This window comes from Mesorhizobium sp. M0018 (genome assembly GCF_040323955.1).
Lineage (GTDB): Bacteria > Pseudomonadota > Alphaproteobacteria > Rhizobiales > Rhizobiaceae > Mesorhizobium.
On the sequence record NZ_JAMYVL010000003.1, the window covers coordinates 122405 to 148310 of the forward strand.

General features: G+C 62.3%; 26 protein-coding genes. 13 read left to right on the forward strand and 13 right to left on the reverse strand.

The window, feature by feature from the left end; genetic code table 11:
- The first annotated feature begins 2 nt into the window (after nucleotides 1-2).
- From NKJ81_RS05090 to NKJ81_RS05110, 5 genes are all read left to right on the forward strand, one after another.
- Nucleotides 3-1262, forward strand: a complete 1260-nt coding sequence (locus NKJ81_RS05090) for an ABC transporter substrate-binding protein (RefSeq protein ID WP_352449606.1) — start codon at nucleotides 3-5, stop codon at nucleotides 1260-1262.
- A gap of 238 nt (nucleotides 1263-1500) precedes the next feature.
- The gene (locus tag NKJ81_RS05095; RefSeq protein WP_023718922.1) at nucleotides 1501-2424 is read left to right on the forward strand and encodes a carbohydrate ABC transporter permease; all 924 of its coding nucleotides are present in this window, start codon (nucleotides 1501-1503) and stop codon (nucleotides 2422-2424) included.
- Between the two features lie 12 nt (nucleotides 2425-2436).
- Entirely contained in the window at nucleotides 2437-3276 is an 840-nt protein-coding gene (locus NKJ81_RS05100; protein ID WP_023718923.1) for a carbohydrate ABC transporter permease, read from the forward strand.
- Nucleotides 3273-4334 (forward strand): Gfo/Idh/MocA family protein, encoded by a 1062-nt coding sequence (locus NKJ81_RS05105; RefSeq protein WP_352539839.1) that lies wholly within the window; start codon nucleotides 3273-3275, stop codon nucleotides 4332-4334. The genes NKJ81_RS05100 and NKJ81_RS05105 overlap by 4 nt, the downstream gene beginning before the upstream one ends.
- A gap of 15 nt (nucleotides 4335-4349) precedes the next feature.
- The gene (locus tag NKJ81_RS05110) at nucleotides 4350-5348 is read left to right on the forward strand and encodes an ABC transporter ATP-binding protein (RefSeq protein WP_352539840.1); all 999 of its coding nucleotides are present in this window, start codon (nucleotides 4350-4352) and stop codon (nucleotides 5346-5348) included.
- A 209-nt stretch (nucleotides 5349-5557) separates the two neighbouring features.
- Here the strand turns inward: NKJ81_RS05110 and NKJ81_RS05115 are convergent, their stop codons facing one another.
- The 5 genes from NKJ81_RS05115 to NKJ81_RS05135 form a co-directional block, all read right to left on the reverse strand.
- On the reverse strand, nucleotides 5558-6403 hold the full coding sequence (locus NKJ81_RS05115) for a fumarylacetoacetate hydrolase family protein (protein ID WP_352539841.1): 846 nt from the start codon (nucleotides 6401-6403) through the stop codon (nucleotides 5558-5560).
- Between the two features lie 166 nt (nucleotides 6404-6569).
- Complete coding sequence (locus tag NKJ81_RS05120; RefSeq protein WP_254815741.1) at nucleotides 6570-7301, reverse strand: SDR family oxidoreductase; 732 nt, start codon at nucleotides 7299-7301, stop codon at nucleotides 6570-6572.
- A gap of 177 nt (nucleotides 7302-7478) precedes the next feature.
- Nucleotides 7479-9851 (reverse strand): aldehyde dehydrogenase family protein, encoded by a 2373-nt coding sequence (locus NKJ81_RS05125; RefSeq protein ID WP_352539842.1) that lies wholly within the window; start codon nucleotides 9849-9851, stop codon nucleotides 7479-7481.
- Nucleotides 9852-9864: 13 nt separating this feature from the next.
- Entirely contained in the window at nucleotides 9865-10914 is a 1050-nt protein-coding gene (gene deoC, locus NKJ81_RS05130; RefSeq protein ID WP_352473098.1) for a deoxyribose-phosphate aldolase, read from the reverse strand.
- A 162-nt stretch (nucleotides 10915-11076) separates the two neighbouring features.
- The gene (locus tag NKJ81_RS05135; RefSeq protein ID WP_352539843.1) at nucleotides 11077-11904 is read right to left on the reverse strand and encodes a ferredoxin--NADP reductase; all 828 of its coding nucleotides are present in this window, start codon (nucleotides 11902-11904) and stop codon (nucleotides 11077-11079) included.
- 218 nt (nucleotides 11905-12122) lie between these two features.
- Here NKJ81_RS05135 and NKJ81_RS05140 point away from each other — a divergent pair, with 218 nt between their 5' ends.
- Genes NKJ81_RS05140 through NKJ81_RS05150 form a run of 3 tightly spaced genes read left to right on the forward strand, consistent with a single transcriptional unit; the run spans nucleotide 12123 to nucleotide 16639 of the window.
- The gene (locus tag NKJ81_RS05140; RefSeq protein ID WP_352539844.1) at nucleotides 12123-14207 is read left to right on the forward strand and encodes a hydantoinase/oxoprolinase family protein; all 2085 of its coding nucleotides are present in this window, start codon (nucleotides 12123-12125) and stop codon (nucleotides 14205-14207) included.
- A 1-nt stretch (nucleotide 14208) separates the two neighbouring features.
- Entirely contained in the window at nucleotides 14209-15924 is a 1716-nt protein-coding gene (locus NKJ81_RS05145) for a hydantoinase B/oxoprolinase family protein (RefSeq protein ID WP_352539845.1), read from the forward strand.
- Nucleotides 15896-16639 carry a hypothetical protein gene (locus tag NKJ81_RS05150; RefSeq protein ID WP_352539846.1) on the forward strand — a complete coding sequence of 248 codons (744 nt, stop codon included), beginning with the start codon at nucleotides 15896-15898 and terminating at the stop codon, nucleotides 16637-16639. The genes NKJ81_RS05145 and NKJ81_RS05150 overlap by 29 nt, the downstream gene beginning before the upstream one ends.
- 27 nt (nucleotides 16640-16666) lie before the next feature.
- On the opposite strand, the gene NKJ81_RS05155 is transcribed toward NKJ81_RS05150, so the two are convergent.
- From NKJ81_RS05155 to NKJ81_RS05170, 4 genes are all read right to left on the reverse strand, one after another.
- Nucleotides 16667-17323, reverse strand: a complete 657-nt coding sequence (locus NKJ81_RS05155) for a methionine ABC transporter permease (protein WP_352539847.1) — start codon at nucleotides 17321-17323, stop codon at nucleotides 16667-16669.
- Nucleotides 17304-18368 (reverse strand): methionine ABC transporter ATP-binding protein, encoded by a 1065-nt coding sequence (locus NKJ81_RS05160; protein WP_352540028.1) that lies wholly within the window; start codon nucleotides 18366-18368, stop codon nucleotides 17304-17306. Before NKJ81_RS05160 ends, NKJ81_RS05155 begins: the two co-directional genes overlap by 20 nt.
- A gap of 133 nt (nucleotides 18369-18501) precedes the next feature.
- Nucleotides 18502-19350 carry a MetQ/NlpA family lipoprotein gene (locus NKJ81_RS05165; RefSeq protein WP_352539848.1) on the reverse strand — a complete coding sequence of 283 codons (849 nt, stop codon included), beginning with the start codon at nucleotides 19348-19350 and terminating at the stop codon, nucleotides 18502-18504.
- A gap of 345 nt (nucleotides 19351-19695) precedes the next feature.
- The gene (locus NKJ81_RS05170; protein ID WP_352539849.1) at nucleotides 19696-19995 is read right to left on the reverse strand and encodes a DUF1236 domain-containing protein; all 300 of its coding nucleotides are present in this window, start codon (nucleotides 19993-19995) and stop codon (nucleotides 19696-19698) included.
- 204 nt (nucleotides 19996-20199) lie between these two features.
- On the opposite strand from NKJ81_RS05170, the gene NKJ81_RS05175 reads away from it, so the two are divergent.
- Nucleotides 20200-20985: a DUF1236 domain-containing protein gene (locus NKJ81_RS05175; RefSeq protein WP_352539850.1), complete on the forward strand. Its 786-nt coding sequence runs from the start codon at nucleotides 20200-20202 to the stop codon at nucleotides 20983-20985.
- 105 nt (nucleotides 20986-21090) lie between these two features.
- Here the strand turns inward: NKJ81_RS05175 and NKJ81_RS05180 are convergent, their stop codons facing one another.
- Both NKJ81_RS05180 and NKJ81_RS05185 read right to left on the reverse strand, forming a co-directional pair.
- Nucleotides 21091-21333, reverse strand: a complete 243-nt coding sequence (locus NKJ81_RS05180; protein WP_352473088.1) for a polymerase — start codon at nucleotides 21331-21333, stop codon at nucleotides 21091-21093.
- A gap of 236 nt (nucleotides 21334-21569) precedes the next feature.
- A complete protein-coding gene (locus NKJ81_RS05185) occupies nucleotides 21570-22091 on the reverse strand; it encodes a DUF4142 domain-containing protein (protein ID WP_352539851.1) in 522 nt (173 codons plus the stop codon).
- Between the two features lie 288 nt (nucleotides 22092-22379).
- Here NKJ81_RS05185 and NKJ81_RS05190 point away from each other — a divergent pair, with 288 nt between their 5' ends.
- Complete coding sequence (locus NKJ81_RS05190) at nucleotides 22380-22610, forward strand: hypothetical protein (RefSeq protein ID WP_352539852.1); 231 nt, start codon at nucleotides 22380-22382, stop codon at nucleotides 22608-22610.
- Nucleotides 22611-22682: 72 nt separating this feature from the next.
- Here the strand turns inward: NKJ81_RS05190 and NKJ81_RS05195 are convergent, their stop codons facing one another.
- Nucleotides 22683-23120, reverse strand: coding sequence for a hypothetical protein (locus tag NKJ81_RS05195; protein ID WP_352539853.1), 438 nt, complete (start codon nucleotides 23118-23120; stop codon nucleotides 22683-22685).
- A gap of 182 nt (nucleotides 23121-23302) precedes the next feature.
- On the opposite strand from NKJ81_RS05195, the gene NKJ81_RS05200 reads away from it, so the two are divergent.
- A complete protein-coding gene (locus NKJ81_RS05200; protein WP_352539854.1) occupies nucleotides 23303-23467 on the forward strand; it encodes a DUF3309 family protein in 165 nt (54 codons plus the stop codon).
- Between the two features lie 279 nt (nucleotides 23468-23746).
- On the opposite strand, the gene NKJ81_RS05205 is transcribed toward NKJ81_RS05200, so the two are convergent.
- The gene (locus NKJ81_RS05205) at nucleotides 23747-23944 is read right to left on the reverse strand and encodes a hypothetical protein (RefSeq protein WP_352449586.1); all 198 of its coding nucleotides are present in this window, start codon (nucleotides 23942-23944) and stop codon (nucleotides 23747-23749) included.
- A gap of 501 nt (nucleotides 23945-24445) precedes the next feature.
- Between NKJ81_RS05205 and NKJ81_RS05210 the strand changes: the two genes are divergently transcribed.
- A complete protein-coding gene (locus tag NKJ81_RS05210) occupies nucleotides 24446-25177 on the forward strand; it encodes a Crp/Fnr family transcriptional regulator (protein WP_352473082.1) in 732 nt (243 codons plus the stop codon).
- A 169-nt stretch (nucleotides 25178-25346) separates the two neighbouring features.
- Nucleotides 25347-25874 carry a YciE/YciF ferroxidase family protein gene (locus tag NKJ81_RS05215; protein ID WP_352539855.1) on the forward strand — a complete coding sequence of 176 codons (528 nt, stop codon included), beginning with the start codon at nucleotides 25347-25349 and terminating at the stop codon, nucleotides 25872-25874.
- The last annotated feature ends 32 nt before the right edge of the window (nucleotides 25875-25906 follow it).

Here is a 25906-nt window from a genome sequence, read left to right on the forward strand (position 1 = left end):
GCATGACAACGAAGCTACTGACGGCACTTCTTCTCGGCACCAGCATTCTCGGCTCCGCCGGGGTGGCTTATGCCGACGACGTAACGCTCAACATCGAAAGCTGGCGCGGCGACGACCTTGCCATCTGGAAGGACAAGCTGATCCCGGCCTTCGAAGCCAAGAACCCGGGCATCAAGGTGGTGTTCGCGCCGTCGGCGCCGACCGAATATGACGCCGCCCTCGGCGCCAAGCTCGCCGCCGGCTCGGCCGGCGACCTGATCACCTGCCGCCCGTTCGACAAGTCGCTGGAACTCTTCAAGAAGGGCAACCTTGCCGACATCTCGACCCTGCCCGGCATGGAGAACTTCTCCGACGTCGCCAAGGCCGCCTGGCAGACCGACGACGGCAAGTCGAGTTTCTGCGTGCCGATGGCCTCCGTCATCCATGGCTTCATCTACAACAAGGACGCCTTCGACAAGCTCGGCATCAAGGTGCCGGAGACGCGCGACGAATTCTTCGCCGCGCTCGACAAGATCAAGGCCGACGGCACTTACATCCCGATGGCGATGGGCACCAAGGACCTCTGGGAAGCGGCGACCATGGGCTACCAGAACATCGGCCCCAACTACTGGAAGGGCGAGGAAGGCCGCCTGGCGCTGATCAAGGGCGAGCAGAAGCTGACCGATCCGCAGTGGGTCGAGCCCTTCAAGGAACTGGCCAAGTGGAAGGACTACCTCGGCGACGGCTTCGAGGCGCAGACCTATCCGGACAGCCAGAACCTGTTCACGCTCGGTCGCGCCGCCATCTACCCGGCCGGCTCGTGGGAGATCGGCCTGTTCAACACGCAGGCGCAGTTCAAGATGGGCGCCTTCCCGCCGCCGGTGCAGAAGGCCGGCGACACCTGCTACATCTCCGACCACACCGACATCGGCATGGGCCTCAATGCGGCCTCGAAGAACGCGGATGCGGCCAAGACCTTCCTGTCCTGGGTGGCCTCGCCGGATTTCGCCACCATCTACGCCAACGCGCTGCCGGGCTTCTTCAGCCTGAACAACACCCCGGTGAAGATGGAAGACCCGCTGGCCCAGGAATTCGTCTCCTGGCGCGGCAAGTGCAAGTCGACGATCCGCTCGACCTACCAGATCCTGTCGCGCGGCACGCCGAACCTCGAAAACGAGACGTGGGTTGAATCGGCCAACGTCATCAACGGCACCGACACGCCGGAAGCTGCCGCCAAGAAGCTGCAGGACGGCCTCGACAGCTGGTACAAGCCGGCGAAGTAAAGCGCGGCGAAGCGTTGTCTCCCCCCTCGAGGGGGAGATGTCGCCGAAGGCGACAGAGGGGGTCGGTCGAGGCAGACTGCGGCTTGATCGCTGCTGGAAAGCACGGTCGAACGACGATGGCGTGCTCCTCTGCCGACCCCACCCGCCTCGCTTTGCGAGGTACCCTCCCCTCGAGGGGGAGGGAGGCGCCGCGCCCTTTGGCGGCAATAGCAAGACCTGATCGGCGGGGACCGAACGCATGGCCGCAGCACCGAAAAGACCGTTCCGTTGGCATATCGGCGTTTTCCTGGCGCCGGCGCTGCTGGTCTATACGGCGATCATGATCCTGCCGCTGGCCGGCACGCTGCAGCTGTCGCTGTTCCGCAACATCAACCAGTCGCAGGTCTTCGTCGGACTGGAAAATTTCCGCATGCTGTTCGGTGATCCCAACTGGTCGGTCAATTTCTGGAACGCGCTCAGGAACAATGTCTGGTTCTTCATCATCCACATGCTGGTGCAGAACCCGATCGGCGTCCTTTTGGCCGCACTTCTGTCCAGCCCCAGGCTACGGTTTTCCGCCTTCTACCGCACGGCGATCTTCGTGCCGACGATCCTGTCTTTCGTCATCGTCGGCTTCGCCTGGAAGCTGATCCTGTCGCCGCTATGGGGCGTGGCGCCGCATATGATGGACCTTGTCGGCCTGAAAAGCCTGTTCACGCCCTGGCTCGGCAAGGCGCAATATGCGCTGACCGCGCTCAGCCTGATCTCGGTGTGGCAGTTCGTCGGCATCCCGATGATGCTGATCTATGCGGCACTGCTGTCCATTCCCGAAGAGGTGATCGAAGCGGCCGAATGCGACGGCATCACTGGGATGGCGCAGTTCTGGAAGATCAAGCTGCCGCTCATCCTGCCGTCGATCGGCATCATCTCGATCCTGACCTTCGTCGGCAACTTCAACGCTTTCGACCTGATCTACACCGCGCAAGGCGCGCTGGCCGGGCCGAACTATTCAACGGATATTCTCGGCACCTTCCTCTACCGCGCCTTCTTCGGTTTCCAGCTGCAGGTCGGCGATCCCAACATGGGCGCGGCGATCGCCACGATGATGTTCCTGATCATCCTCGGCGGCGTCTGCGTCTATCTGTTCCTCGTACAGACGCGCTTGCGTCGCTACCAGTTTTAGGGGAGCGCGACCATGAGCACCGCAACCCGCTCGCTGCCCCGCACCATCGGCGCGCATGCGATCCTTCTGACCTACACCGCAATCGCGCTGTTTCCGGTGATCCTCGTGATCATGAATTCGTTCAAATCGCGCGCAGGGATTTTCGGCGCGCCGCTGACGCCGCCGACGCCAGGGACCTTCGACCTGATCGGCTACACCACGGTGATCGGCCAGGGCGACTTCATCCACTATTTCCAGAACAGCCTTGTCGTCACCGTCGCCTCGCTGTTCTTCGTGCTTTTGTTCGGCGCCATGGCTGCCTTCGCGCTGTCGGAATACCGCTTCCGCGGCAATTCGCTGATGGGGCTCTATCTGGCGCTCGGCATCATGATCCCGATCCGCCTCGGCACCGTCGCCATCCTGCAGCTGATGGTGGCGAGCGGGCTGGTCAACACGCTGACGGCGCTGATCCTGGTCTACACGGCGCAGGGCCTGCCGCTTGCCGTCTTCATCCTGTCGGAATTCATGAAGCAGGTCTCCGACGACCTGAAGAACGCCGGCCGCATCGACGGACTATCGGAATACACCATCTTCTTCCGCCTGGTGTTGCCGCTGGTCAGGCCATCTATGGCGACGGTCGCCGTCTTCACCATGATCCCGATCTGGAACGATCTGTGGTTCCCGCTGATCCTGGCGCCGTCGGAGGAAACCAAGACGGTGACGCTCGGCGCGCAACTGTTCCTCGGCCAGTTCGTCACCAACTGGAATGCCATCCTGGCGGCACTGTCGCTGGCGATCATGCCGGTGCTGATCCTCTACGTCATCTTCTCGCGGCAGCTGATCCGCGGCATCACTTCGGGAGCGGTCAAGTGAATTCGCAAAAACCCCTTCGCGTTGTCATCGCCGGCCTCGGCAATATGGGGCGCAGCCATGCGTTGGCGTATCACACCAATCCGGGATTCCAGATCGCCGCGCTGGTCAACCGCTCCGATGTGCCGCTGCCGGAAGGGCTTTCGACCTACGCCATCCGGCGTTCCTTCGACGAGGCGCTACGCGACGAAAAGCCCGATGTCGCCTGCATCGCCACCTATTCCGACAGCCATGCTGACTATGCCGTCAAGGCGTTCGAGGCCGGCTGCCACGTCTTCCTCGAAAAGCCGCTGGCAACCACCGTCGCAGATGCAGAGCGCGTCGTCGCCGCCGCCAAGGCCAACGGCAAAAAACTGGTGATCGGCTATATCCTGCGCCACCATCCGTCCTGGATCAGGCTGATTGCCGAGGCGCGGAAGCTCGGCGGCCCTTACGTGTTCCGCATGAACCTCAACCAGCAATCCTCCGGCCATAGCTGGGAGACGCACAAGCAGCTGATGCAGACGACGTCGCCGATCGTCGACTGCGGCGTGCATTATCTCGACGTGATGCTGCAGATCACCGACGCCAGACCAGTCGAGGTGCGCGGCATGGGACTGAGGCTGAGCGACGAGATCGCGCCGTCGATGTACAATTACGGTCATCTGCAGGTGCTGTTCGACGACGGTTCGGTCGGCTGGTACGAGGCCGGCTGGGGGCCGATGATTTCGGAGACGGCTTTCTTCGTCAAGGACGTGATCTCGCCCAATGGCTGCGTGTCGATCGTCATGAAGGAGGGTGTCAGGTCCGACGACATCGACACCCACACCAAGACCTCGACCATCCGCCTGCACAGCGCGGCGACCGGCGCCGACGGCAAGTTCGCGAAACCGGACGAAATGCTGTCGATGCAAGGCGAGCCCGGCCATCAGGACCTCTGCGACCTGGAACAGGCGTTTGTGCTGAAGGCGATCCGCGAGGATCTGGACTTGACCCGCCACATGGACGACGCGGTGAAGTCGCTCGCCGTCTGCCTTGCCGCAGACGAGAGCGTGCGCAGCGGCCTCGCCGTGAAACTCTAGAACAGGGACGAAGCCGTGGGCTCGCTGAACATCGAGAACGTGAAAAAAGCCTTCGGGCCGGTCGAGGTGCTGAAGGGCATCAACCTCGAGGTGACGGATGGCGAGTTCGTCGTCTTCGTCGGTCCATCCGGTTGCGGGAAGTCGACGCTGCTCAGGGTCATTGCCGGGCTGGAGGACTCGACCTCGGGCCGCGTGGTGATCGACGGGGCGGACGTCTCCGCCACGCCGCCGGCCAAGCGCGGTATCGCCATGGTGTTCCAGACCTATGCGCTCTATCCGCATCTGACTGTGAAGAACAATATGGGCCTCGGCCTCAAGCAGGCGGGCACGCCGGCGGCCGAGATCGACCGCCGCATCGGCATCGCTTCCTCGATGCTGTCGCTGGAGCCCTACCTCTCGAGGCGGCCGGCCGAGTTGTCCGGCGGCCAGCGCCAGCGCGTCGCCATCGGCCGCGCCGTGGTGCGTGAGCCCAAGCTTTTTCTGTTCGACGAGCCGCTGTCGAACCTCGACGCCGCACTGCGCGTCAACACCAGGCTGGAGATCGCGCAATTGCATCGCCGGCTGAAGGCCACGATGATCTATGTCACCCACGACCAGGTCGAGGCGATGACACTGGCCGACAAGATCGTCGTGCTGAACGCGGGAAAGATCGAGCAGATCGGCGGACCGATGGAGCTTTACAATTCGCCGGCAAATGAATTCGTCGCCGGCTTCATCGGCTCACCGAAGATGAACTTCGTCGACGGGGCCAAGCTTGGCGAGACGGCCAAGACCATCGGTGTCCGCCCCGAGCACCTGACCGTCGATCCGAAATCCGGTGCCTGGAAAGGCACGGTTGTCCATGCCGAGCACCTTGGCGCCGACACCAATCTCTATCTCGACTGCGAGAAGGCCGGCTTGATCACAGTGCGCATTTTTGGCGTCTATAACGCCGAACCGGGTGCCACGCTCTACGCGACGCCGGATCCGGCAAAGACATACCGGTTTGGGGCCGATGGGAAGGTGCTGAAATAGCGCAGGTGCCGACTCCCCTTCTCCCCTTGTGGGAGAAGGTGGCCGAGCGAAGCTCGGTCGGATGAGGGGTGTTGGACGATCGCTACGCTGAAGGCGTAAGCGACGGAAATCTTTCGATGTTTTCTCGTCGCGTTTCTTCCAGCACCCCTCATCCGTCTCGGCGCTGCGCGCCGATCCACCTTCTCCCACAAGGGGAGAAGGAAGAGCGCCTACGCATCCGCCTTGAACGTCTGCTTCTGGATGCCCAGCCCCTCGATACCGAGCTCGACCACGTCGCCGGGCTTCAGGAAGACCGGCGGCTTCATGCCGAGGCCGACGCCGGGCGGCGTGCCGGTAGAGATGATGTCGCCCGGGTGCAGCGACATGAACTGGCTGAGATAGGAGACGAGATAAGCGACGCCGAAGACCATGGTCTTGGTCGAGCCGTTCTGCATGGTCTTGCCGTTGACCGTCAGCCACATCGGGATGTTCTGCGGGTCCTTGATCTCGTCCTTGGTCACCAGCCACGGGCCGATCGGCCCGAACGTGTCGCAGGACTTGCCCTTGGTCCACTGGCCCTGGCGCTCGGCCTGGAAGGCGCGCTCCGAGACGTCGTGCGCGACGCAATAGCCGGCGACATAATCCAGCGCCTCGGCCTCGGTGACATACTTCGCAGTCTTGCCGATCACCACGCCGAGCTCGACCTCCCAGTCGGTCTTCACCGAGCCGCGCGGGATCAGCACGTCGTCGTTCGGCCCGACAATAGCCGAGCTTGCCTTCATGAAGATGATCGGCTCCGGCGGCACGGTGGCGCCGGTTTCGGCAGCATGGTCGGAATAGTTGAGACCGATGCAGATGAATTTGCCGGTGCCGGCGACGCAGGCGCCGATGCGTGGCTTGCCGGAAACCGCCGGTAGCGTTTTCGGGTCGAGCTTCGACAATGTCTCGAGCGATGCCGGGTCAAGCGCCTTGCCGGCAATGTCGGTGACATGGGCGGAGAGGTCGCGGATCGTTCCATCGGCATCGAGCAGGCCGGGGCGTTCGCTCCCCGCCTCGCCATAGCGCAGCAGTTTCATGCAGTTTTCTCCCAGTTGCGACCAGAGGCCGTTTGCAAACTCGCTCCGCTGCGGCGAATGGCGTGGGTTTCGAGAACCGGAGCGGAGCGTACTTAAAGTACGTGAGCACCGGAAGCGCAGAAAGCCGCGTCAGGCGCCCGGCGGAGTAGGGTTTTCAAATGGCCTCTTAGATCGACCAGCCACCGTCGATATTATAAGCCTGCCCCGACGTATAGGTGGCGCCGGCCAGATAGACGGCGAGGTCGGCGATTTCCTCGGGCGTGCCGAGGCGGCCCATCGGCTGGCGCGCGATGAAGGCGGCGCGAGCTGCTTCGTAGTCGCCCTGCGCATGCATGCGGTCCTGCAGCGACGGGCTTTCGACCGTGCCCGGACAGATCGCATTGCAGCGTATGCCCTTGCCGACATAGTCGGCGGCGACCGACTTGGTCAGGCCGATGACGGCTGCCTTGGTTAGGCCATATACGAAGCGGTTCGGCACGCCCTTGGTCGAACTGGCCAGCGACGCCATGTTGATGATCGAGCCGTCGCCGCGCTCCAGCATGCCGGGCAGTACGGCACGGATGGTGCGGATCATCGAGCGGACATTGAGATCATAGGCAAAGTCGAGATCGCCGTCCTTCATCTCGAGGATCGAGCCGGAATGGACGAAGCCGGCGCAATTGAACAGCACGTCCACGGCGCCGATCTCGGCAAACGCGGCGTTCACCGCCTCGTCGTTCAGCACGTCGAGCTTGCGGGTCTTGATACCGGGCGTCTTGCCGAGGTCGGCGAGCACCACCTCGTTGATGTCGGTGGCATGGACGACGGCGCCGGCCTTGGCGAAAGCCAGCGCACTTGCCCGGCCGATGCCTTGCGCCGCCGCCGTGACGACAACGATCTTGCCTGTCAGATCCGCCATGCTTCTCTCCTCGCCCGTCTGTGATCGTTCGGCTTTTTACCGGCACAAGGCCGGGGCGCAATGTGCCAGCCGGGCACTACCATCCCGCCTGTTTCGATATTCGCCTGCCAGCCAAATGTTTTTTCTCGGTAAAGAACATCTTTTGGCCCGTCAAGCCCGGATGTCTCTCCGGGGCACTCAGTCGCCGTAGGGCACCCAGACGTTCTTGACCTCGATCGCACGGCGCAGCAAGGCATCGCCGGCTGCTTCGTTCGACGCCCAGTCGAGGCTGTGGCCGTTGCCGGTCCAGACGCGTTTGAGATTGCCGATGGACTCGGCCTCGGCCTTGGCGCAAGTCTCGGCATCGGCGAACACCCAGAGCCCGTCGACATCGTCATGCTTGGCCAATACGCCGGCAAGCTCGGCGCTACGGCCGGTGACGATATTGATGGCGCCTGCCGGAACGTCGGAATATTCGATGACCTGGTAGAGGTCGGTGGCAAGCAGCGGGTATTTTTCGGATGGCACTGCGACTACGGTGTTGCCCATGGCAAGCGCCGGCGCCACCAGCGAGATCAGGCCAAGCAGAGGCGCATTATCCGGCGCGATGATGCCGACGACGCCGACTGGCTCGTGCAGCGCCAATGTGACGGCGCGGGCCGGCGGCTGGTGGACGCGGGCCTCGAATTTGTCGGCCAAGCCGGCATAGAGGAAAAGGCGCTCGATCGACAGCTCGACCTCGTCACGCGCCGCCTTGGCGGTCGCGCCGGTGAGCTGGGTCAAACGGGCGGCAACCTCGTCTGCGCGGCCGGAAAGGTTTTCGGCCACGTAGTAGAGTACCTGGCTGCGGTTGTAGGCGGTCGCCTCCGGCCACGACTTGCAGGCGCGCGCGGCCGCGACGGCGTCACGGATATCCTTGCGGTTGCCGAGACCGATCTCGCCGGCAAGCTTGCCCTTGGCGCTGGCGATGGCGAAGGAATAATTGCCGTCCGGCCGGACCTGCTTGCCGCCGATGAACAGCTTTGCCGTGCGGTCGATGGCGCCACCTTCCGCCTGCTCGACAGGTTGGGCCGAAGACGTTGCCGGTTTGATGATCGGGCCGAGCGGCAGTTTTGCCGAGAGATATTCGAACATGCCCTCGCGCCCGCCTTCGCGGCCAAAACCGCTCTCGCGGTAGCCGCCGAAGCCGCAGGAGGCGTCGAACATATTGGTGCCGTTGACCCAGACGACGCCGGCCTTCAATTGCGGCGCGACGTGCAGGGCAAGATTGATGTTCTCGCTCCACACCGAAGCGGCCAGGCCATAGCGTGTGTTGTTGGCGAGCTCGATCGCTTCCTCGGTGTTGCGGAAGGTCATAGTGGCGAGCACCGGCCCGAACACCTCTTCCTGCGCCAAGATGTTAGCCGGCGAAACACCGGTCGCCAGCGTTGGCAGATGGTAATAGCCCGCGGCGGGCAGTGCCGAGTCCGGCTGCCAGCAGATCGCGCCCTGCTTGGCGCCTTCGGCGATCAGGCCCTTGACGCGATCGAGCTGAGTCAAATCGACCAGCGGGCCGATATCGGTGTTCTTGTCGAGCGGACTGCCGATGCGCAGCCGGCTCATCCGCGTCTTGACCTTGGCGATGAAGGCGTCGGCGATGCCTTCTTGCACCAGAAGGCGCGAGCCGGCACAGCACACCTGGCCCTGGTTGAACCAGATGCCGTCGACCAGACCCTCGACGGCGCTGTCGAGGTCGGCATCCTCGAAAACCACGAATGCCGACTTGCCGCCAAGCTCCAGCGACAGTTTTTTGCCCGAGCCGGCAGTGGCCTTGCGGATGATCTTGCCGACCTCGGACGAACCGGTGAAGGCAATCTTCTGGACGCCGGGATGGTTGACGATGGTCGCGCCCGCCTCCGGCCCGCCCTGGACGATGTTGACGACGCCCTTCGGCACGCCGGCGCGTCCGCAGATCTCGGCAAACAGGATCGCGGTGAGCGGCGTGAATTCCGCGGGTTTGAGCACCACGGTGCAGCCCGCAGCGAGCGCCGGCGCGATCTTCCAGGCGAGCATCAAGAGCGGGAAGTTCCACGGGATGATCTGGCCGACGACGCCGACGCCCTTGTGGCCGGGAAAATCCCTGTCCAGCGCCTGCGCCCAGCCGGCATGATGGATGAAATGGCGGATCGCCAGCGGCACGTCGATGTCGCGGCTTTCGCGGATAGGCTTGCCATTGTCGATCGATTCCAGCACCGCGAACAGCCGTTGGTGGCGCTGCATGGCGCGGCCGATGGCATAGAGCACTTTGGCTCGGCTGTAGCCGGTGCTGGCGCTCCATTTCGGCAGCGCTTTTGTGGCCGCCGCAACCGCCGCGTCGATATCGGCGGCACCGGCATCCGACACCTTGGCCAGCAGCTTTGCCGAGGACGGATCGCTGGTGTCGAAGGTTTTGCCTCCGCTGGCTGCCTTCCAGTCGCCGCCGATAAACAGCGCTTTGCCGAAATCCCGCGCGGCAAGCCACGCATCGGCCTCGTTGCGCGCCTCCGGCGCCGGGCCGTATTCCATGGCGTGATAGCGTTCGAGAATGTTCATGGCGTGCTCCGATTCACGCCATCGCGTGGCGATGATTGGCCGAGTAGTGGCCGGTCAGATGATGCTCGAGCTGGCGCTCGATATCGGTCAAAAGGCTCGATGCTCCGAAGCGGAACAGCTCCGGCTCCAGCCACGGCCGGCCCAGTTCTTCTTTCATCAGCACCAGCCAATCGAGCGAGGCTTTTGCCGTGGAAATGCCACCGGCCGGCTTGAAGCCGATGAGATAGCCGGTTTCCTCGAAATAGGCGCGGATTGCGCGCACCATGGCAAGGCCGACCGGCAGCGTCGCGTTGACGCTTTCCTTGCCGGTCGAGGTCTTGATGAAATCTGCACCCGCCATCATCGCCACCATCGAGGCGAGCATGACGTTGCGCAGCGTGGCGAGGTCGCCGGTACCGAGGATCACCTTCAGATGCGCCTCGCCGCAAGCGGCGCGCATCGAGACGATCTCGTTATAGAGCTCCTGCCATTTCGCCGCGAATACCAGGCCGCGCGGGATGACGACGTCGATCTCGTCGGCGCCGTCGCGGACCGATGCTTCGATCTCTTGCAGGCGCGTCGAAAGCGGTGCAAGGCCATGCGGGAAGGCGGTCGAAACGGCGGCGACATGGACGCCGCTGCCACGCAGCGCTTCTACGGCGGTGGCGACGAAGGGATGATAGACGCAGACCGCCGCCGGGCGGATCTTTTCACCAGTAATGCCCAGCCCCTCGACGATGTCGCGACGGAACGGGTTGACTGCCTTGGCACAGAGCCTGCGCACGCGCTCTTCCGTGTCGTTCGAGTTCAGCGTCGTCAGGTCCATGCAGGCGACCGCGCGCAGCAGCCAGGCCGCCTGGTTATCGGCCTTGATCGAGCGTCTTTTGGTCAGGCTGGCGACGCGGCGTTCCAGCGCCGAGCGGTTGACGCCGCGCATCGATTCCATGAAGCCGAGATCGAGCCTCATGCCGGGATTGCGAGCAATGCCATGGGCTTGCGGCATCGGCGCATTGGCGGCGGCGCGCGCCGGCAGCGGCGTGATCTTGGACGTGCCGAGATCGGTTTCGCGGATTGTGCTGCTCATCTCCTGCCCCTTGTTCAGCGACTTATGCCGAAGATAGAACGTGAAGCAGCGCTTCACGAGTCCTTCAAGCGGTCATAACGGAAAAAGACAGTCAAGGCAGCCGATTTTTGACCGCATGATCAAAATCAGGGTCTCGAACCAGTGGACGCTGAACTGCGCGTCTCAGCCGACGAAGGCGCGCTCGACGACGAAGCTTGCCGGATGGTGCAGCGAGCCTTCCTGGAAGCCGAGGCTTTCGGCCAGTTCCTTGACGTCCTTGAGCATATGCATCGAGCCGCAGATCATGATGCGGTCGGTCTCGGGATTGAGCCTGTCGATGCCGAGATCGGTGTAGAATTTGCCCGAGCCGATCAGCGCGGTGATGCGGCCCATGCGCACGGAGGTCTCGCGCGTCGTCGAATTATACAGCGTGACGCGGCCGCCGGTCAGTTCGCCGATCAGCGGATCGTTCTCCAGTGCGGCCACCAGCTCCTGGCCGTAGGTGAGCTCGGCATTGTCGCGGCAGGTATGGGTCAGGACCACCTGCTCGAACTTCTCATAGGTGTCGGGATCGCGCAGCAGGCTGGCGAATGGAGCAATGCCGGTGCCGGTCGAGATCATGAACAGGCGCTTGGCCGGCGTCAGCGCGTCGACCACCAGCGTGCCGGTCGACTTCTGCCGCATGATGACGGTATCGCCGATCTCGATTTTCTGCAGCTCCGAGGTAAGCGGGCCGTCCAGCACCTTGATCGAGAAGAATTCGAGTTCGTCGTCCCAAGACGGGCTGGCGATCGAATAGGCGCGGAACACTGGCTTCTCGGCATTGGGCAGGCCGATCATGACGAATTCGCCGGAGCGGAAGCGCAGCGACTGCGGCCGGGTGATGCGGAACGAAAACAGCCGGTCGGTATAATGCTTCACCGAGACCACGGTTTCGGCATAGACATTGGCCGGTATCGGGAACTGCAGCGGCCGGGCGCCGGCAGTGTTGAACGCGGATGTGGTGTTCATCAAACCTAACCTTCTGGGCCGGCTCAGCGCCGGCGCCAAATCTCCATCTGCGCGCCCGAACCGGTCAGGTTCCAGCGTGCCGTTTGCACACTCCGAAGCGGTAAGCTCTTGTGTCCGGAATTTATTAGTATACAAACGATATTTGCGTCAAGACGCCGCCGTAAAACAGCTTTCCAAACTAAGGCATGTAGGCAGTTCGGGCATTTCGGGTTTCGACAATGGGACAGAATTTTTCGGCGCGAGCGCTGGATTCGACTGGCGGCGTCGTCGCCGGCATCGATGTCGGCGGAACTTTTACCGACCTCCTTCTGATCGACGGCCGTGACGGTGGCCGGGTGCATATCGCCAAGACCCCGACGACAGTCGACAACCAGGCGTTCGGCGTCGTTTCGGCACTTGGCGCCACCGGCTTTCCGGTCGACGGCATCGACCTCATCGTGCACGGCACGACGACGACTACCAACGCGGTGCTGGAGCGCCGGCTGGCCAAGACCGGCATGATCACCACGCGCGGCTTTCGCGACGTCATCGAGCTTGGCCGGCGGACACGGCCGCAGGCCTATGGCATGACGGGCACCTTCGTCCCGATCATTCCGCGCAATCTGCGGCTCGAAGTGTCGGAGCGGGTCGAGGCCTCGGGCGCGGTGCGCATCCCGCTCGACGAGGCCGATATGCGGACAGCGATTTCACAACTGATCGCAGCCGGCTGCGAATCCCTGGTCATCCATTTCCTGCATTCCTACGCCAACCCGGCGCATGAGCGGCGCGCCGCCGAGATAGCGGCCGAGCTTTGGCCGAACGGCTACATCACGACAGGCCACGCCCTGCTTTCGGAAGCGCGCGAATTCGAGCGCGGGGTGACTGCTTCGGTCAACGCTTCGGTGCAACCGATCCTCGAACGCTATGTCGAGCGGCTGCGCAAGGAGCTGGCGTCAAAAGGCTACGCCCGCGACTTCCTGATCATGAACGGCAATGGCGGCATGATCTCGGCCCGCTTTGTCACACGTGAGTCGGCCAAGACCGTCATGTCCGGCCCCGCTTCCGGCGTCATCGCTGCCGCCTATACCGGAAAACGCGCCGGCTTCGAAAACCTGGTCACCTATGACATGGGCGGCACCTCGACCGACGTGGCGCTGATCCGCAACGCCGAGCCGGCGGTGTCGAACGAGATCGAGATCGAGTATGCGATGCCGATCCACGTGCCGATGGTGGCGGTGCATACGGTCGGCGCCGGCGGCGGCTCAATCGCCCACGTCGATGCGGCAGGCCTGATCCAGATCGGCCCGGAAAGTGCCGGCGCCAATCCCGGCCCGATATGCTACGGACGCGGCGGCTTGGAGCCGACCATCACCGACGCCAATCTGGTGCTCGGCAGGCTGGCGCCGAAGAAGCTGCTCGCGGTGGAAAACCCGGTCACCGTCGAACGGGTCACCGGCATATTCGAGGACAGGATCGGCCGCGCCACAGGCTTGTCCGGCGTCGAGGCGGCGGGTGCGGTGCTGCGGCTCGGCAACGTGAAGATGGCCGGCGCCATCCGCATGGTCTCGGTGTCGCGCGGCCACGACCCGCGCGATTTCGCGCTGTTCGCCTTCGGTGGCGCCGGGCCGCTGCATGCGACGGCATTGGCGCGCGAACTAGGCCTGCCGAAAGTGCTGGTGCCGGCGCGGCCAGGCATCACCAATGCTCTCGGCTGCGTCGTCGCCGATCTGCGCCATGATTTCGTCAACACGGTCAATCAGTCGGTGCCCAGTCTCGATGAAACCCAGCTCCATGAGACATTGGAACGGCACCGAAACGAAGGCGAGGAGCTGATCGGCAAGGAGGCGGTGAAGCCGGAAATGATCCGCGTCACGCATTCCGCCGACATGCAGTTCGTCGGCCAGACGCATATCATCAACGTGCCGCTGCCGTCGTCTGCGGTGACACGCGAGGGACTGCAGCACCTGTTCGAGAAGGCCTATTTCGCCCGCTTCAAGGTCCAGTTGCCGGAAATCCGCGCCAATCTGGTCAACCTCAACACCTCGGTCACCGGCGTGCGGCCGGCAATCGATCTGTCCCGGCTGATCGACCCGGCTGGGCGCGCCAAAACGCTCGAAGAGGCGCGGCGCGAGATCCGGCCTGTCTGGTATGGCGGGCGCTGGTACGACACGCCGGTCTACAGCAGAGAGAAGTTGCCGCTCGACGCAACAATCGAAGGTCCGGCGATCCTCGAACAGATGGACGCGACGACTGTGCTGGAGCCCGGCGACCGGGCGCGATCGGATGCCGACGGCAACATCATCATCGATATCGGCGAGGCCTGAGATGGAAAAACTCGACGCCATCACCCTTTCAGTCATCCAGGCGGCGCTACAGCAAGTCTGCGACGAAATGGACCTGACATTTTCGCGCGCCGCGTTCTCGCCTGTCATCGCCGAGGCCAATGACCGTTCGGATGGCATCTATTCGGCGCTCGATGGTTCGCTGATCGCGCAAGGCAGCCAGGGCCTGCCGGTGTTCGTCGGCGTCATGCAGTATTCGACCAAAACCGTGATCAAGATGATCGCCGACGGACGCTGCCTGCCGCCCGAGCCGGGCGATATCTACATCGTCAATGATCCCTATCTCGGCGGCACCCATCTCATGGATGTGCGCTTCGCCATGCCGGTCTACCGCGACGGCAGGATATTCTGCTGGCTTTCGAACACCGGCCATTGGCCCGACATTGGCGGTTCGGTGCCGGGCGGATTCTCCGCCTCGGCAACGGCGGTCGAGCAGGAAGGCTTGCGGTTGCCGCCGGTGAAACTGTTCAAGAAGGGCGTGCTCGACCCGGAGATCTACGCCATCATCTGCTCCAACATCCGTGTCGCCGACCAGCGCATTGGCGATATCCGCGCGCAGGCGGCGGCACTGCTGATCGGCCAGGACAGGCTTAACGGAATCCTGGATCGTTACGGAGATGAAACGGTTGTCGAAGCGATCGCCGAATTGCGGCGCCGCGCCGCTGAACAGATGCGCGTCAACATATCGGCCATTCCCGACGGAATCTATCGCTCGCAGGCCTTCGTCGATTCAGACGGCGTGGTAAACGAGCCGCTGACTATCGCGCTGGCGGCCGAAAAACAGGGCGACACGCTCAGCTTCGACTTCTCCGGTTCGTCAAAGCCCTGCGCTGGGCCGATGAACAGCGTGCTGGCGACGACCTTGTCCTCGGTCTATCTCGCCATGCGGCACATTTTCCCCGATGTGCCGATCAGCGCCGGCGCCTTCGAGCCGCTGATCGTCAAGCGGCCGGAAGGCACCTTCCTCGACGCCAAATATCCGCGGCCGGTATCGGGCTGCGCGGCTGAGGTTTCGCAGCGCATCGCCGAGGCGGTGTTCGCGGCGATGGTGCAGGCCCTGCCGGACAGGGTGACGGCGGCTCCGGCTGGCTCCAGCGGCAATTTCGCGCTCGGCGGCAACGATCCGGTCCGTGGCCGCGATTATGTCATGTACCAGATCTCCGGCGGCGGCTATGGCGGCAATGCCGGTCACGACGGCCTGACCAATGGCTGCTCGACCATCGGCATCTCCAAGTCGCCGCCGGTCGAGATCATGGAGCAGGCCTTCCCGGTGCTCTACCGGCATTACGCGCTGCGCGAAGGCTCGGGTGGCGCCGGCAAGCACCGCGGCGGGTTTGGGCTCGCCTATGAGGTAGAGATCCTGCGCGGCGACGCCCGCGCCTCTTTCGTCATGGATCACGGCCGGTTCGGCCCGCAAGGCGCGCTCGGCGGCAAGGACGGCGCGGTCAACACGGTGACTGTGTTCCGCAACGGCGAGGAACATGTGCCGCCGCACCTCTCAAAGGAACAGGACATCGCGCTGAAGGCAGGCGACCGCGTGCGCGTCGGCACACCGGGCGGCGGCGGCTACGGCGATCCGTTGCAGCGCGATCCGCAATTGGTCGCTCGGGATGTCAAGCTTGGCTACTATACCGCAGAGCAAGCCAGAGACCTGTTCGGAGTCGTAGCGGATGAGCAACCCAAATCCCCTGGAGGCTGATCTCTCGTCTGAACTGGCCTACGCAGTCGAACGCGTCTATGCCGCTTTCGCGTCTTATCCATCGCCCCGCCACCTGCATGGCTCGCCGTACAAGGATTTGGAATCGATCTTTCGGGGAGTATCCAGTGGTCCGCTTCGGGAGCTCAGTGGTGAAAACCTCGGCGCCTATGCCGGATCGGCCATATGGACAGTCGGCGACGTCGATGACTACCGGCACTTTCTGCCGAGAGTGCTTGAACTTGCCATCCAAGGCGAACCTTCGATGGGGTTCGACGCCAACGTGATTGCCGCAAAGCTCGAAAGGACCTCCTGGCGCGATTGGCCGTTGGAAGAACAGCAGGCTGTCGAGGAGCTGTTTCAGGCTGCCTGGCGAAAAGCGATGACCATGCATCCCGATGAAGGGAACGCGGTTCCTTGGCTGGAGGGCATAGTGCTTGCCGGAATGGATGTAGCAGCTGCATTAGCGGCATGGCATGATAGCCCTTACCCCGAGGCCATGTTGCACTGTGCGGACTTGATTACCGGCAACATCAAGACACTCGATAAGGGGCACGTGATCTTCAGCGAACAGGTCACCACATGGCTTCTATCCGACAGTCTCGCCTGGCACTTGTTCACCGTCGCGGTCGAGGCTCCCTTGCGCCCCGACGATCGCGAAAAGCTCGCTTGGGCCAGCGAGACCATCGAGAACAATCTGAACTTTCCCGGAAATTAAAGGCGTTGATTGGCCGCGGTTCGCCGGTCACGCTCTGTGGTCCAGCCTCGCGACCAGCCGGTCGCCGGCCCACTGGATGCCGCAGACCAGGACGATCAGGACGATGACCACGGCGATCATGACGGACGTCTCGAAGCGCTGGTAGCCGTAGCGGATGGCGAGGTCGCCGAGCCCGCCGGCGCCGATGGCGCCAGCCATGGCCGAGGCGCCGATAAGCGTCACCAGCGTCACGGTAAAGCCGGCGACGATGCCGGGCAACGCTTCCGGCACCAGCACCTCTCGAATAATCGTCCAGCGGTTGCCGCCCATGGCGCGTGCTGCCTCGATCAGCCCGTGGTCGACCTCGCGCAGCGACACTTCGGCGATCCGGGCATAGTAAGGCGTCGCCGCGATCGACAGCGGCACGATCGCTGCCCAGGTGCCGATCGAGGTGCCGACGATCAGCCGCGTCACCGGGATCAGCGCAACCAGCAGGATGATGAAAGGCACCGAGCGGAAGCCATTGATGACAGCGCCAAGCGCGCGGTTCACCCACAGGTTTTCGCCGATGCCGCCGCGGTCGGTGGCGACCAGCGCCAGGCCGAGCGGCAGCCCGAAAACCAGCGAGACGAGGCCGGAGGCGGCCGTCATCAGGATCGTTTCCCAGATTGAACGGACGAGAAGCTCAAACAGAACCGGCGACATGGCCAAGCACCTCCACCCGCGCTTGGCGGGCTTTCAAGAACGCGATCACCTCTGCCAGGTGAGCTTCATTGGTGCCGGCGACCGCCACGAACAGTGTCCCGACAGGCTGCTGCTGGACGTGATCGATGCCGCCATGCACGAGGCGGAACGAGCCGGGAACTGCCGAGGCAAGATCGGACAAAAGCGGGCTTCGGGCGGCCTCACCGGCCACGTCGATCCTGAGGATCGCCTCCACGCCGGCGTTCTGCGTTAGCCGGCTTGCGATCTCCGCCGGCAATTGCGGCCGGATGCCGCCGAGCAGGCTTTGTGTGATCGCCGATTTCGGGTCGGCAAAGACCGACCACACCGGCCCTTGCTCGACGATCCGCCCAGCGTCGATCACCGCGACCCGGTCGGCGATCGAGCGGATCACCTCCATCTCATGCGTGATCAGCAGGATGGTCAGGCCAAGCTGCCGGTTGATGTCCCTCAGCAAGGCAAGGATGGAGCGCGTCGTCTCCGGGTCGAGCGCCGAGGTCGCTTCGTCGGACAAAAGTAGCGCCGGGCGCGCCGCAAGCGCCCGGGCAATGCCGACACGCTGCTTCTGCCCGCCCGACAGCGACGCCGGATAGGCTTTCGCCTTCTCCGACAGCCCGACGAGCTCGAGCAGCTCGGCGGCGCGCGCCAGGCGTTCGGCCCTGGGCCGGCCTTCGATCTTGAGCGGCAGCGCTACATTGTCTTCGACGGTCTTGGCGGACAGCAGGTTGAAATGCTGGAAGATCATACCGATGCGCCGGCGCAGCGGCTGCAATTCGCGCTCGCCGAGCCGGCTGATGTCGCGGCCTTCGATGTAGACCTGTCCTGAATCCGGCCGCTCCAGGCCGTTCAGGCAGCGTATCAGCGTCGACTTGCCGGCGCCGCTGCGGCCGATGATGCCGAGGATCTCGCCCTGGCGCACGCTGAGCGACACGCCGTCCAGCGCCGCTGTCGCGCCGAAGCGGCGCTTCAGCTCGATGAGGCGCACGACATCGTTCGGTCCCGCGGAGCGGCCGCCGACGGGATGCATGACTTCGATGACCGAGGCGAAATGCTGGTTCATGAAAGTTCCTGTATTGGTGTCCCGCAAACGCGATCGCGGTCCGCGTTGAAGCGCGGACCGCTTTACCATGCCGGGCTTCGGCGCCCAGTCGAGCTCGGCATCAATAGGCGCTGATGCCGGTTCCCTTGTAGACCCGATCGAATTCGGCCTTCACCTTTTCGTTCTGGTAGGAGGCGACCAATGTCTTTACCCAGGGCTGGTTTTCATTGCCGGCCTTGACCGCGATGAAATTGCGGTAGGGATTGTCGGCCACCGCCTCCTGGGCGATGCGATTCTCCGGTGTGAGGCCGCTTTTAAGCGCCCAATCCGTGTTGACTACGGCCGCGTCGAGGTCTTCCACCGAGCGCCCGACGATGCCTGCGTCCAGCTCCTTGATGACCAAGTGCTTCGGGTTTTCGGCGATGTCGGTGGTCGTCGCCAGAATGCCGGTGCCTTCCCTGAGCTTGATCAGATGTTCGCTCTGCAGGACGCGCAGTGCGCGGCCCTCATTGGACGGGTCGTTCGGCACGCCAATGACCGCGCCTTCTGGCAGGTCGGCAATCTTCGCGTACTTCTTGGAATAAAGGCCGATCGGCCAGACCCCGGTATAGCCGACCGGGACGATGTGATAGCCCTGCGTCTTGATCTGGTTGTCGAGATAGGGCTTGTGCTGGAAGGCGTTGGCGTCGATTTCGCCACGCTCGAGCGCTTCATTCGGCTGGGTATAGTCGTTGAACACCACGGTCTCGATTGTCAGGCCCCTCTCCGCCGCCTGGGCGGTGACGACGCGCCAGACGTCCTCGTCCTCGCCGCTCATGATACCGACCTTGACCGCCGTCTTGTCCTCGGCGAGCGACGGCGCAGCAAGGCCGACAATCGCAACCGCCGACGCGAAAAGTACAGCCAGACCGGCGCGCCGGCTTATACTTGCGGAGAGAAATGAGAGCAAAGTGTTGGTGTTCCCAGACATGATCTATCCCGTCGGTTCTGAAGTCGTTGCGGCCAGGCGGAGTGCCAAGCCTTGCCGGCATCATCGGGAATGCTGACCGTCGGATCAAAGCACCGTATTTCCCGCGAAATGCGAAGCCAGGAATATTCTCTCAAAGTTTCGGGCCTGGCGAGCACAGGGCGTGCTGGGATCATGTGTTCTAAGCCAATGCTGGTTCAGAAATTGTCCGGACGTCGTCTCCGCTATGAGGCCCGCCGTGCTTCGAAACGGCGGGCCTTTCTGCGTCCGAATGCCCAACACGGGCAGCAGTGTGGGATGTCGACAATGCTAGACGCGCCGCATGTCCCTTCAAAGCGACGCGCTTGCTCACTGGATGACCTTCACGATCCTGCGTGTGCCTGGATCGACCAGGACGGTCTGGTTGTCGACGACGACGTAGCGGTATTTGATGTTGGGGACTTCATGAAGCTCGACGGTATCGGGCAGGGTCGAGCCGACATTGAGCTCCACGCCGGGGAGCTGGACGGACGCCAGAGGCTGCTTTTTCACATACTCGCGTACGATCGTCTCCTGCTGCGGTTCGATGACCACATCCTGGGCGGCAGCGGCGCCGACACCCGCAAGCAGCAAAAACCCACCCGCGGCTGCGGAAAGATGCATTCTCATGATTGTCTCCTTTCCTCGTGAGCCACCTCTGCGCTGCGCCGCGTCATGCCGTTCGCAGCGGGGTCGCTATAGGCCGGTAACGTCATCAGGTGGAGCTTGTTCCGCCACTCGGATCGCTTGCCGTTTCCTTCCATTAGTTTGGAACAAAGTTTTTTAAACGCAGTTTTGCGGGGTGAAGGGACGCATTTTCCAAGGAGATCTCTCATGAAAGGCGTTCTGATCACCAGCATGTTAGCAATCAGCGTCAGCTGCGGGGCCGCACTTGCCCAGACGCAGCAGTCGACCGACGATCAGTCCGGCGCCAATTGTGCAGCCGGCACTGCCAATTGCCAGAACGGCGCCAAGATGGGCGAGCAGGCTCAGGGCAAGGCCGGCGCCACCACTGATCAACAGGCGCAGGGCAAACCGAAGCTGAAGACCGGCGAGCAGGCTCAGGGCAAGGCTGGCGCTACGACTGAGCAGCAGGCCACGGGCAACACGAAGATGAAGACTGAAGAGCAGGCCCAAGGCAAGGCTGGCGCCACGACTGACCAGCAGGCCACGGGCAACACGAAGATGAAGACCGAGGAGCAAGCCCAGGGCAAGGCTGGAACCACCACCACCGAGCAGGCTCAGGGCAGCTCCAAGATGCAGACCGAACAGCAGGCTCAGGGTAAGGCTGGGACCACGACCACAAACCAGGCTCAGAGCAATACTTCTACCCAGCAGGACCAGAGTTCGACCGCTTCCATCAGCAATGTGACCGTTGAGCAGAAGACAGAGATCACTCAGGTCATCAAGGAGACGAACGTCCAACCCGTTTCCAACGTCGATTTCGACATCTCCGTCGGTGTCGAGGTCCCGCGAAAGAAGGTCCGGCTGCATCGTCTGCCGGCGCGCATCGTCAAGATCGTTCCGGCTTACGAAGGCTATGAGTATTTCGTGCTCGCCGACGGCCGGATCGTCATCGTCGACCCGAATACCTACAAGATCGTGATTATCCTGACCTAGTCGTGGCCAGACGGTCTACCGTGGGTTGATTCAACAAAAAAGCCCGCCGCGCAGCTCGGGCGGCGGGCTTTTCCGTACCCAGCTCCAGCGTCTGCAAATCGCAAATCAAGGTCCGTCTTCGGGGCGAGGAGTGAGCACGGTATGATCGATGGTGTCGGGCAGGCAGGGACTGGGCAGGCAGCTTGTTCGGACTGACGCGGTGGTCATGGCATCGATATCCGTAACCAGCACCATTCTCGCGTAGTGCCGCGGCCACAGCGGCTCTCCAAACAGGACGAAGACGCCGCCAATCATCAAGGCCAGCAACATGAGTGCCGTAACATTTGCAAATATCTCGCCGTAGCGCATGAAGGCAGCCTGTCCCGTTCGGAAAGCGATTTCAGCCTGTGACAGCGGCGACCAGGACGGCGCCGAAAGCCGGCGCTACTATCCTTGACGCCCCGCGAACGCCGCCTTCCATTGGATCCTCCCCGAACAAGCCGGGTAAATAACGGCACTCTCGGTGCTTTGTTCCCGGCCGTGTGGCCGCGTCACACAGGCCGTGTGTGGGGCGGCCTTTCGTTTGCAAAAGGCACTCTTCGCTCTCATTGATGTGCGGCAGCGAGGTCCTTGACGTGACGTTCGTGCATTTGCAGCACCGGCAGCGTCTTCTTGGCAAACTCCTTCATCGCCGGATCGTCGCCGGAATTCGCGTAAGCGGAAAACAGCGCCACCGCTTCTTTATGCGCCTGGGTCTGCATGTCGATATATTTCGATTGGAAACTGTCCCCGCTGGCCTCCTTGAGTTGGTCGAGCAGCGCTTGGTGCTTGGTGTCCAGCGACGGGCCGGCCGGCGCGGTGGCCGAAGTCGTCTGCCCCCTGCTGAGCGCCGCCTTGAAGTCCTCGCCGGCCTTGGTATGGTCCGTGACCATTTGCGCCGCGAAGGCCTTCACATCGTCAGCCGTCGCCTGCGTCTGCGCAAGTCGGCTCGATTCGATTTCAAATGTATTGGCGATGGGCACGGTCTTGACGAATGTCGCGGTGTCAACCTTGCTCATGGTGTCGGTCGTCAGCGGCGTCAGCGTCGCCGATTGGGCAAAAACAGCCAAAGGCGCGCCGGCCATCATCGCTGCCGCAGTGATGGATAGAAGCGTTTTCATGGGGGTTCTCCGAGGCTGATGTCATCCCTCCGATGGCTCAACGCGGAAGCTGCGACGAGGTTGCCTGGTCGCAGTGGCCACAGCCGCCGCGAGCCAAACAAATGATTTGGATAACACAAAAATACAAAAATAGAGGACGCCGGCTGGGTCCTGCAAAGTGCAACGCAACCCGTAGGACCGTACGGAATCGTACAAGCTCTTTCGCTTTGCCGCAGTCTTGCTATCGTCTGCCGGGACAGATGGGTGGAGGCTTCCGTGGGGCAGATCAAGTCGCCGCTTGGAATCTGTATTGATACCGACAAAGCCGTTCATATCGTCATGGCCGACTACAATTCGGGCGACATTCTCTCGACCACTGTCGTCATAGCCGATTTGCGCAAACGCTTTCCCTGGTTCCGGCAAACCGACGAGGAACTGGTTGGCTTCATCGTTCGGGCGCTGGACGGTCGGGATATCGCGGTCAGCTTCGACCACCGCTGCCGTTAGACGGCCGATTTTCAATACAGCTGCGGAGCGTACGCTCCGCAGCCTCATCACAGACTATGATAAACCGGGCGCTTACTTGCCGCAGTGGTTGTCGTTCACCGTCGGCGCCATCGTGCCCGGAGACTTGCCGGTCGCGTCGGGCAGAGCCCCCTGCGGGCCTGGTGGGCAATTCCGGTCGGCATTCGAATTCGTCGTTGAGAAATCGCGAATGCTGTTGGTGATGGTCGAATCCGTGCCGGTGTCAGGGCCGCCATTATCCGGGACTACTATCGTCCGCCCGCTGCCGTCGGCAGCAGCTCCGGAGGGATCGCCGACGTTCTGGGCCATCGCTGACGTGGCCAGACCGATCGTAAGCGCCGAAGCTGCGAGAATTTTCGTGAGCATGATGCTTCTCCTTTTTACGAGGGTCGTCGCGTTGCGACTACGAAAACAACCGTTCGGGCGGGCGAAGGTTCCGACAAATTCCCCATGAATTTCAGCATGTTCTTGGGTGTTCAAGGCGGCCGCCATGCCATTCTCCGCGGGCATGCATCTGTGGACTTTTCTGACGGCCCGGCCCGGTATTTTGCTCGCCGCATGAGCGTACGCCTTACCGTCCGCCGGAACAGGAATGCTCCTTGTGAGTTCATACCTTTGTACAATGCGACGCGCTGATGCGAATGGCGGCAGCGCAAACAAGGAGAGCAGACATCATGGGCCTTGGAACCATTCTCATCATCATCTTGGTCCTTGCCTTGCTTGGCGGCTTCAGCGGCTTGGGCGGCGGACCGTTCTATGGCACCGGCTATTACGGTGGTGGCGGCCTCGGCTTGGTGCTGCTTATCGTCATTGTCCTGGTCCTGCTTGGGCGCATTTGATGCATGTCGTGCAAAAGTGTGCAGCGGTTTTGTGATAACGACATGCATAAAACAGGAAGTAAGCAAACAGGAAGTAAGCGCGTCGCATGAGGCCGGCCAAACGCGACACGCGTTAGTGTTACGCTCGCGACAAAAACGCCTGCCGCTTGGTAATTAGCGCCGGGCGTTTTGTCGTGAAAAGACTAGATTTCCAAGATCCTTGGCAAACCGGGACCCTGGCTAGAAAGGGCGACTCGGTGCCGAACCTTTCGGCGCCGAGGACGCCACCATAGCAGCAGCTTATTGTTGGCGATCGGCGGCCAGCGCTTCTTTCAGATCGGCGTTGAGCACACCCTCGTTGAACAGCGACATGATACGGGCTGCCAACCGCTCGCGGACAGGACTGTCGTCCGCAACACCCAACTCGCGGCAGCAGTCGTCGAGCGCTTTTCTCAGCACGCTCAGTTCGGCTGGAGTTGCTGCACCTTGCATCGGCATGCCATCCTCCCTTGAAAAGGGCGAAAGCGCGAAACGTCTTTCAAGCGTCCACTCGCCGTGCCTGTGTGGACGACTCCAATTCAATTAGCGCCGCTCTCGTCCAAACTCAATGTACGGAAATTACCAAGCAGACAGTTTGGGAACGACTGCCTTGCACCTGCATTGTTGCTGCGATCCAACCTACCCCTCATTTGGATCACTGGGCGTAGCCCACGACGCCCGAATGGAGCCCGTTGCATCCCTCGCGACGGGCTCTTTTCGAGCCCGGCGATCTCAATTGTCGTTTTCGTACCAAACCGACTTTGGTACGTTTCCAACTCTAACTTTCAGTCGGATGTTTTCGTAGGCAAGCGGCAGGAGAAACTGCCGTGCATCGATTCATTTTTTTATTTAGTAGGCTCCATACCTTTCAGTGCTTATATAAGCGTTATCGTCCGCAGGTTATACCGGGCGCGGACGGCTGGGAGATAAAAAGGCTCTTGCCCTGTTTTGGGCCCAGCTATGTCTGATCCAGCAAATTCCAATAAAAATCCGTACAAAAACAAGCTGTTGCGCCGAATGAGCGCCGGCGATTTCGCATCTCTCGAGCCGCACATCGAGCGCTGTTCGCTGGAGTTACGGCAATCGCTCGAAGTGTCCGGATCGCCGATCGAGGCCATTTATTTCCTTGAGGACGGCATCGGTTCGGTGGTTGCGAAAATGCCGAACGGCAGCGATGCGGAAGTTGGCCTTGTCGGCTTGGAAGGTATGACCGGCTCGGCCCTGATAATGGGCGACGACCGTACGGTCCATGATTGCTATGTGCAGCTGGCGGGAGAAGCTGCCAGGATCGACGCCGAGCCGTTCAAGGCGGCGCTGACGCAAAGCCCGACGCTGCGGCTGTTCTTGCTGCGCTACGTGCAATATCTGCATGTCCAGACTGGCTATACCGCGCTGGTCAACGCGCGATCGAAACTTGAAGACCGGCTGGCGCGCTGGCTTCTCATGTGTGACGATCGGGTGGATGGCGGCCGGCTGACGATCACGCACGAATTCCTGTCGATCATGCTTGGCGTAAGGCGCCCGGGTGTAACGGTCGCGCTGCAGCTGCTCGAGGGGCGAGGGCTCATCCGGTCCCGCCGCGGCGAAATTATCATCCGCGATCGCGATGGTCTCGTCGCACTGGCGGATGGCGGCTACGGCTTGGCCGAGGCCGAATATACCCGCCTGGTCGAGCATATCGGCGAGCGCTGACGGCGCTTTTCTGGCCGATTGCTGCCGCAGGTCGAAGGCCCCTGCGACACCACACGGCGGGTCGGAAAAATTTTCAAAGCTGCCGGACCGTCAGGGAACTTGTTTCCTGTCGGAGGGTTATCGGACGCCTCCACTTTGCGAGGCGGCACCAACCATTCGGGAGAGGATCATGGCGACTACGAAAAAGGCCGCGAAGGCGGCAAGCAAGGGCCTTGAGGATCTGTTCCTCGACGGGCTCAAAGACCTCTACTACGCCGAGAAGAAGATATTGAAAGCACTGCCCAAAATGGCCAAGGGCGCGGAGTCGGAAGAAGTGACCGCCGCCTTCGAGAAACACCGCATGGAAACCGAAGGACATGTCGACCGCCTCGAGGAGGTGTTCGACAAATTCGGCAAGCCGGCCCGCGGCAAAACCTGTCCGGCCATTGACGGCATCATCGAAGAGGGCTCGGAAATGCTCGAGGAGTATAGTGGTGCTCCTGCACTCGACGCCGGACTTGTCGGCGCAGCGCAGTCTGTCGAACATTACGAGATCGCTCGCTACGGCACTTTGATCGCGTGGGCGGAAGAACTCGGCAAGAGCGACGTTGTCGAGCTGCTCAGGGCAACTCTCAAGGAAGAGGTCGCGACCGACGAAGCGCTTTCCAAGCTCGGCGAAAGCGGCGTCAACGAACGCGCCATGCAGGAAGCCGCCTGATTTCAAAACCGCAACCGAGCCTTGGTTGCCAA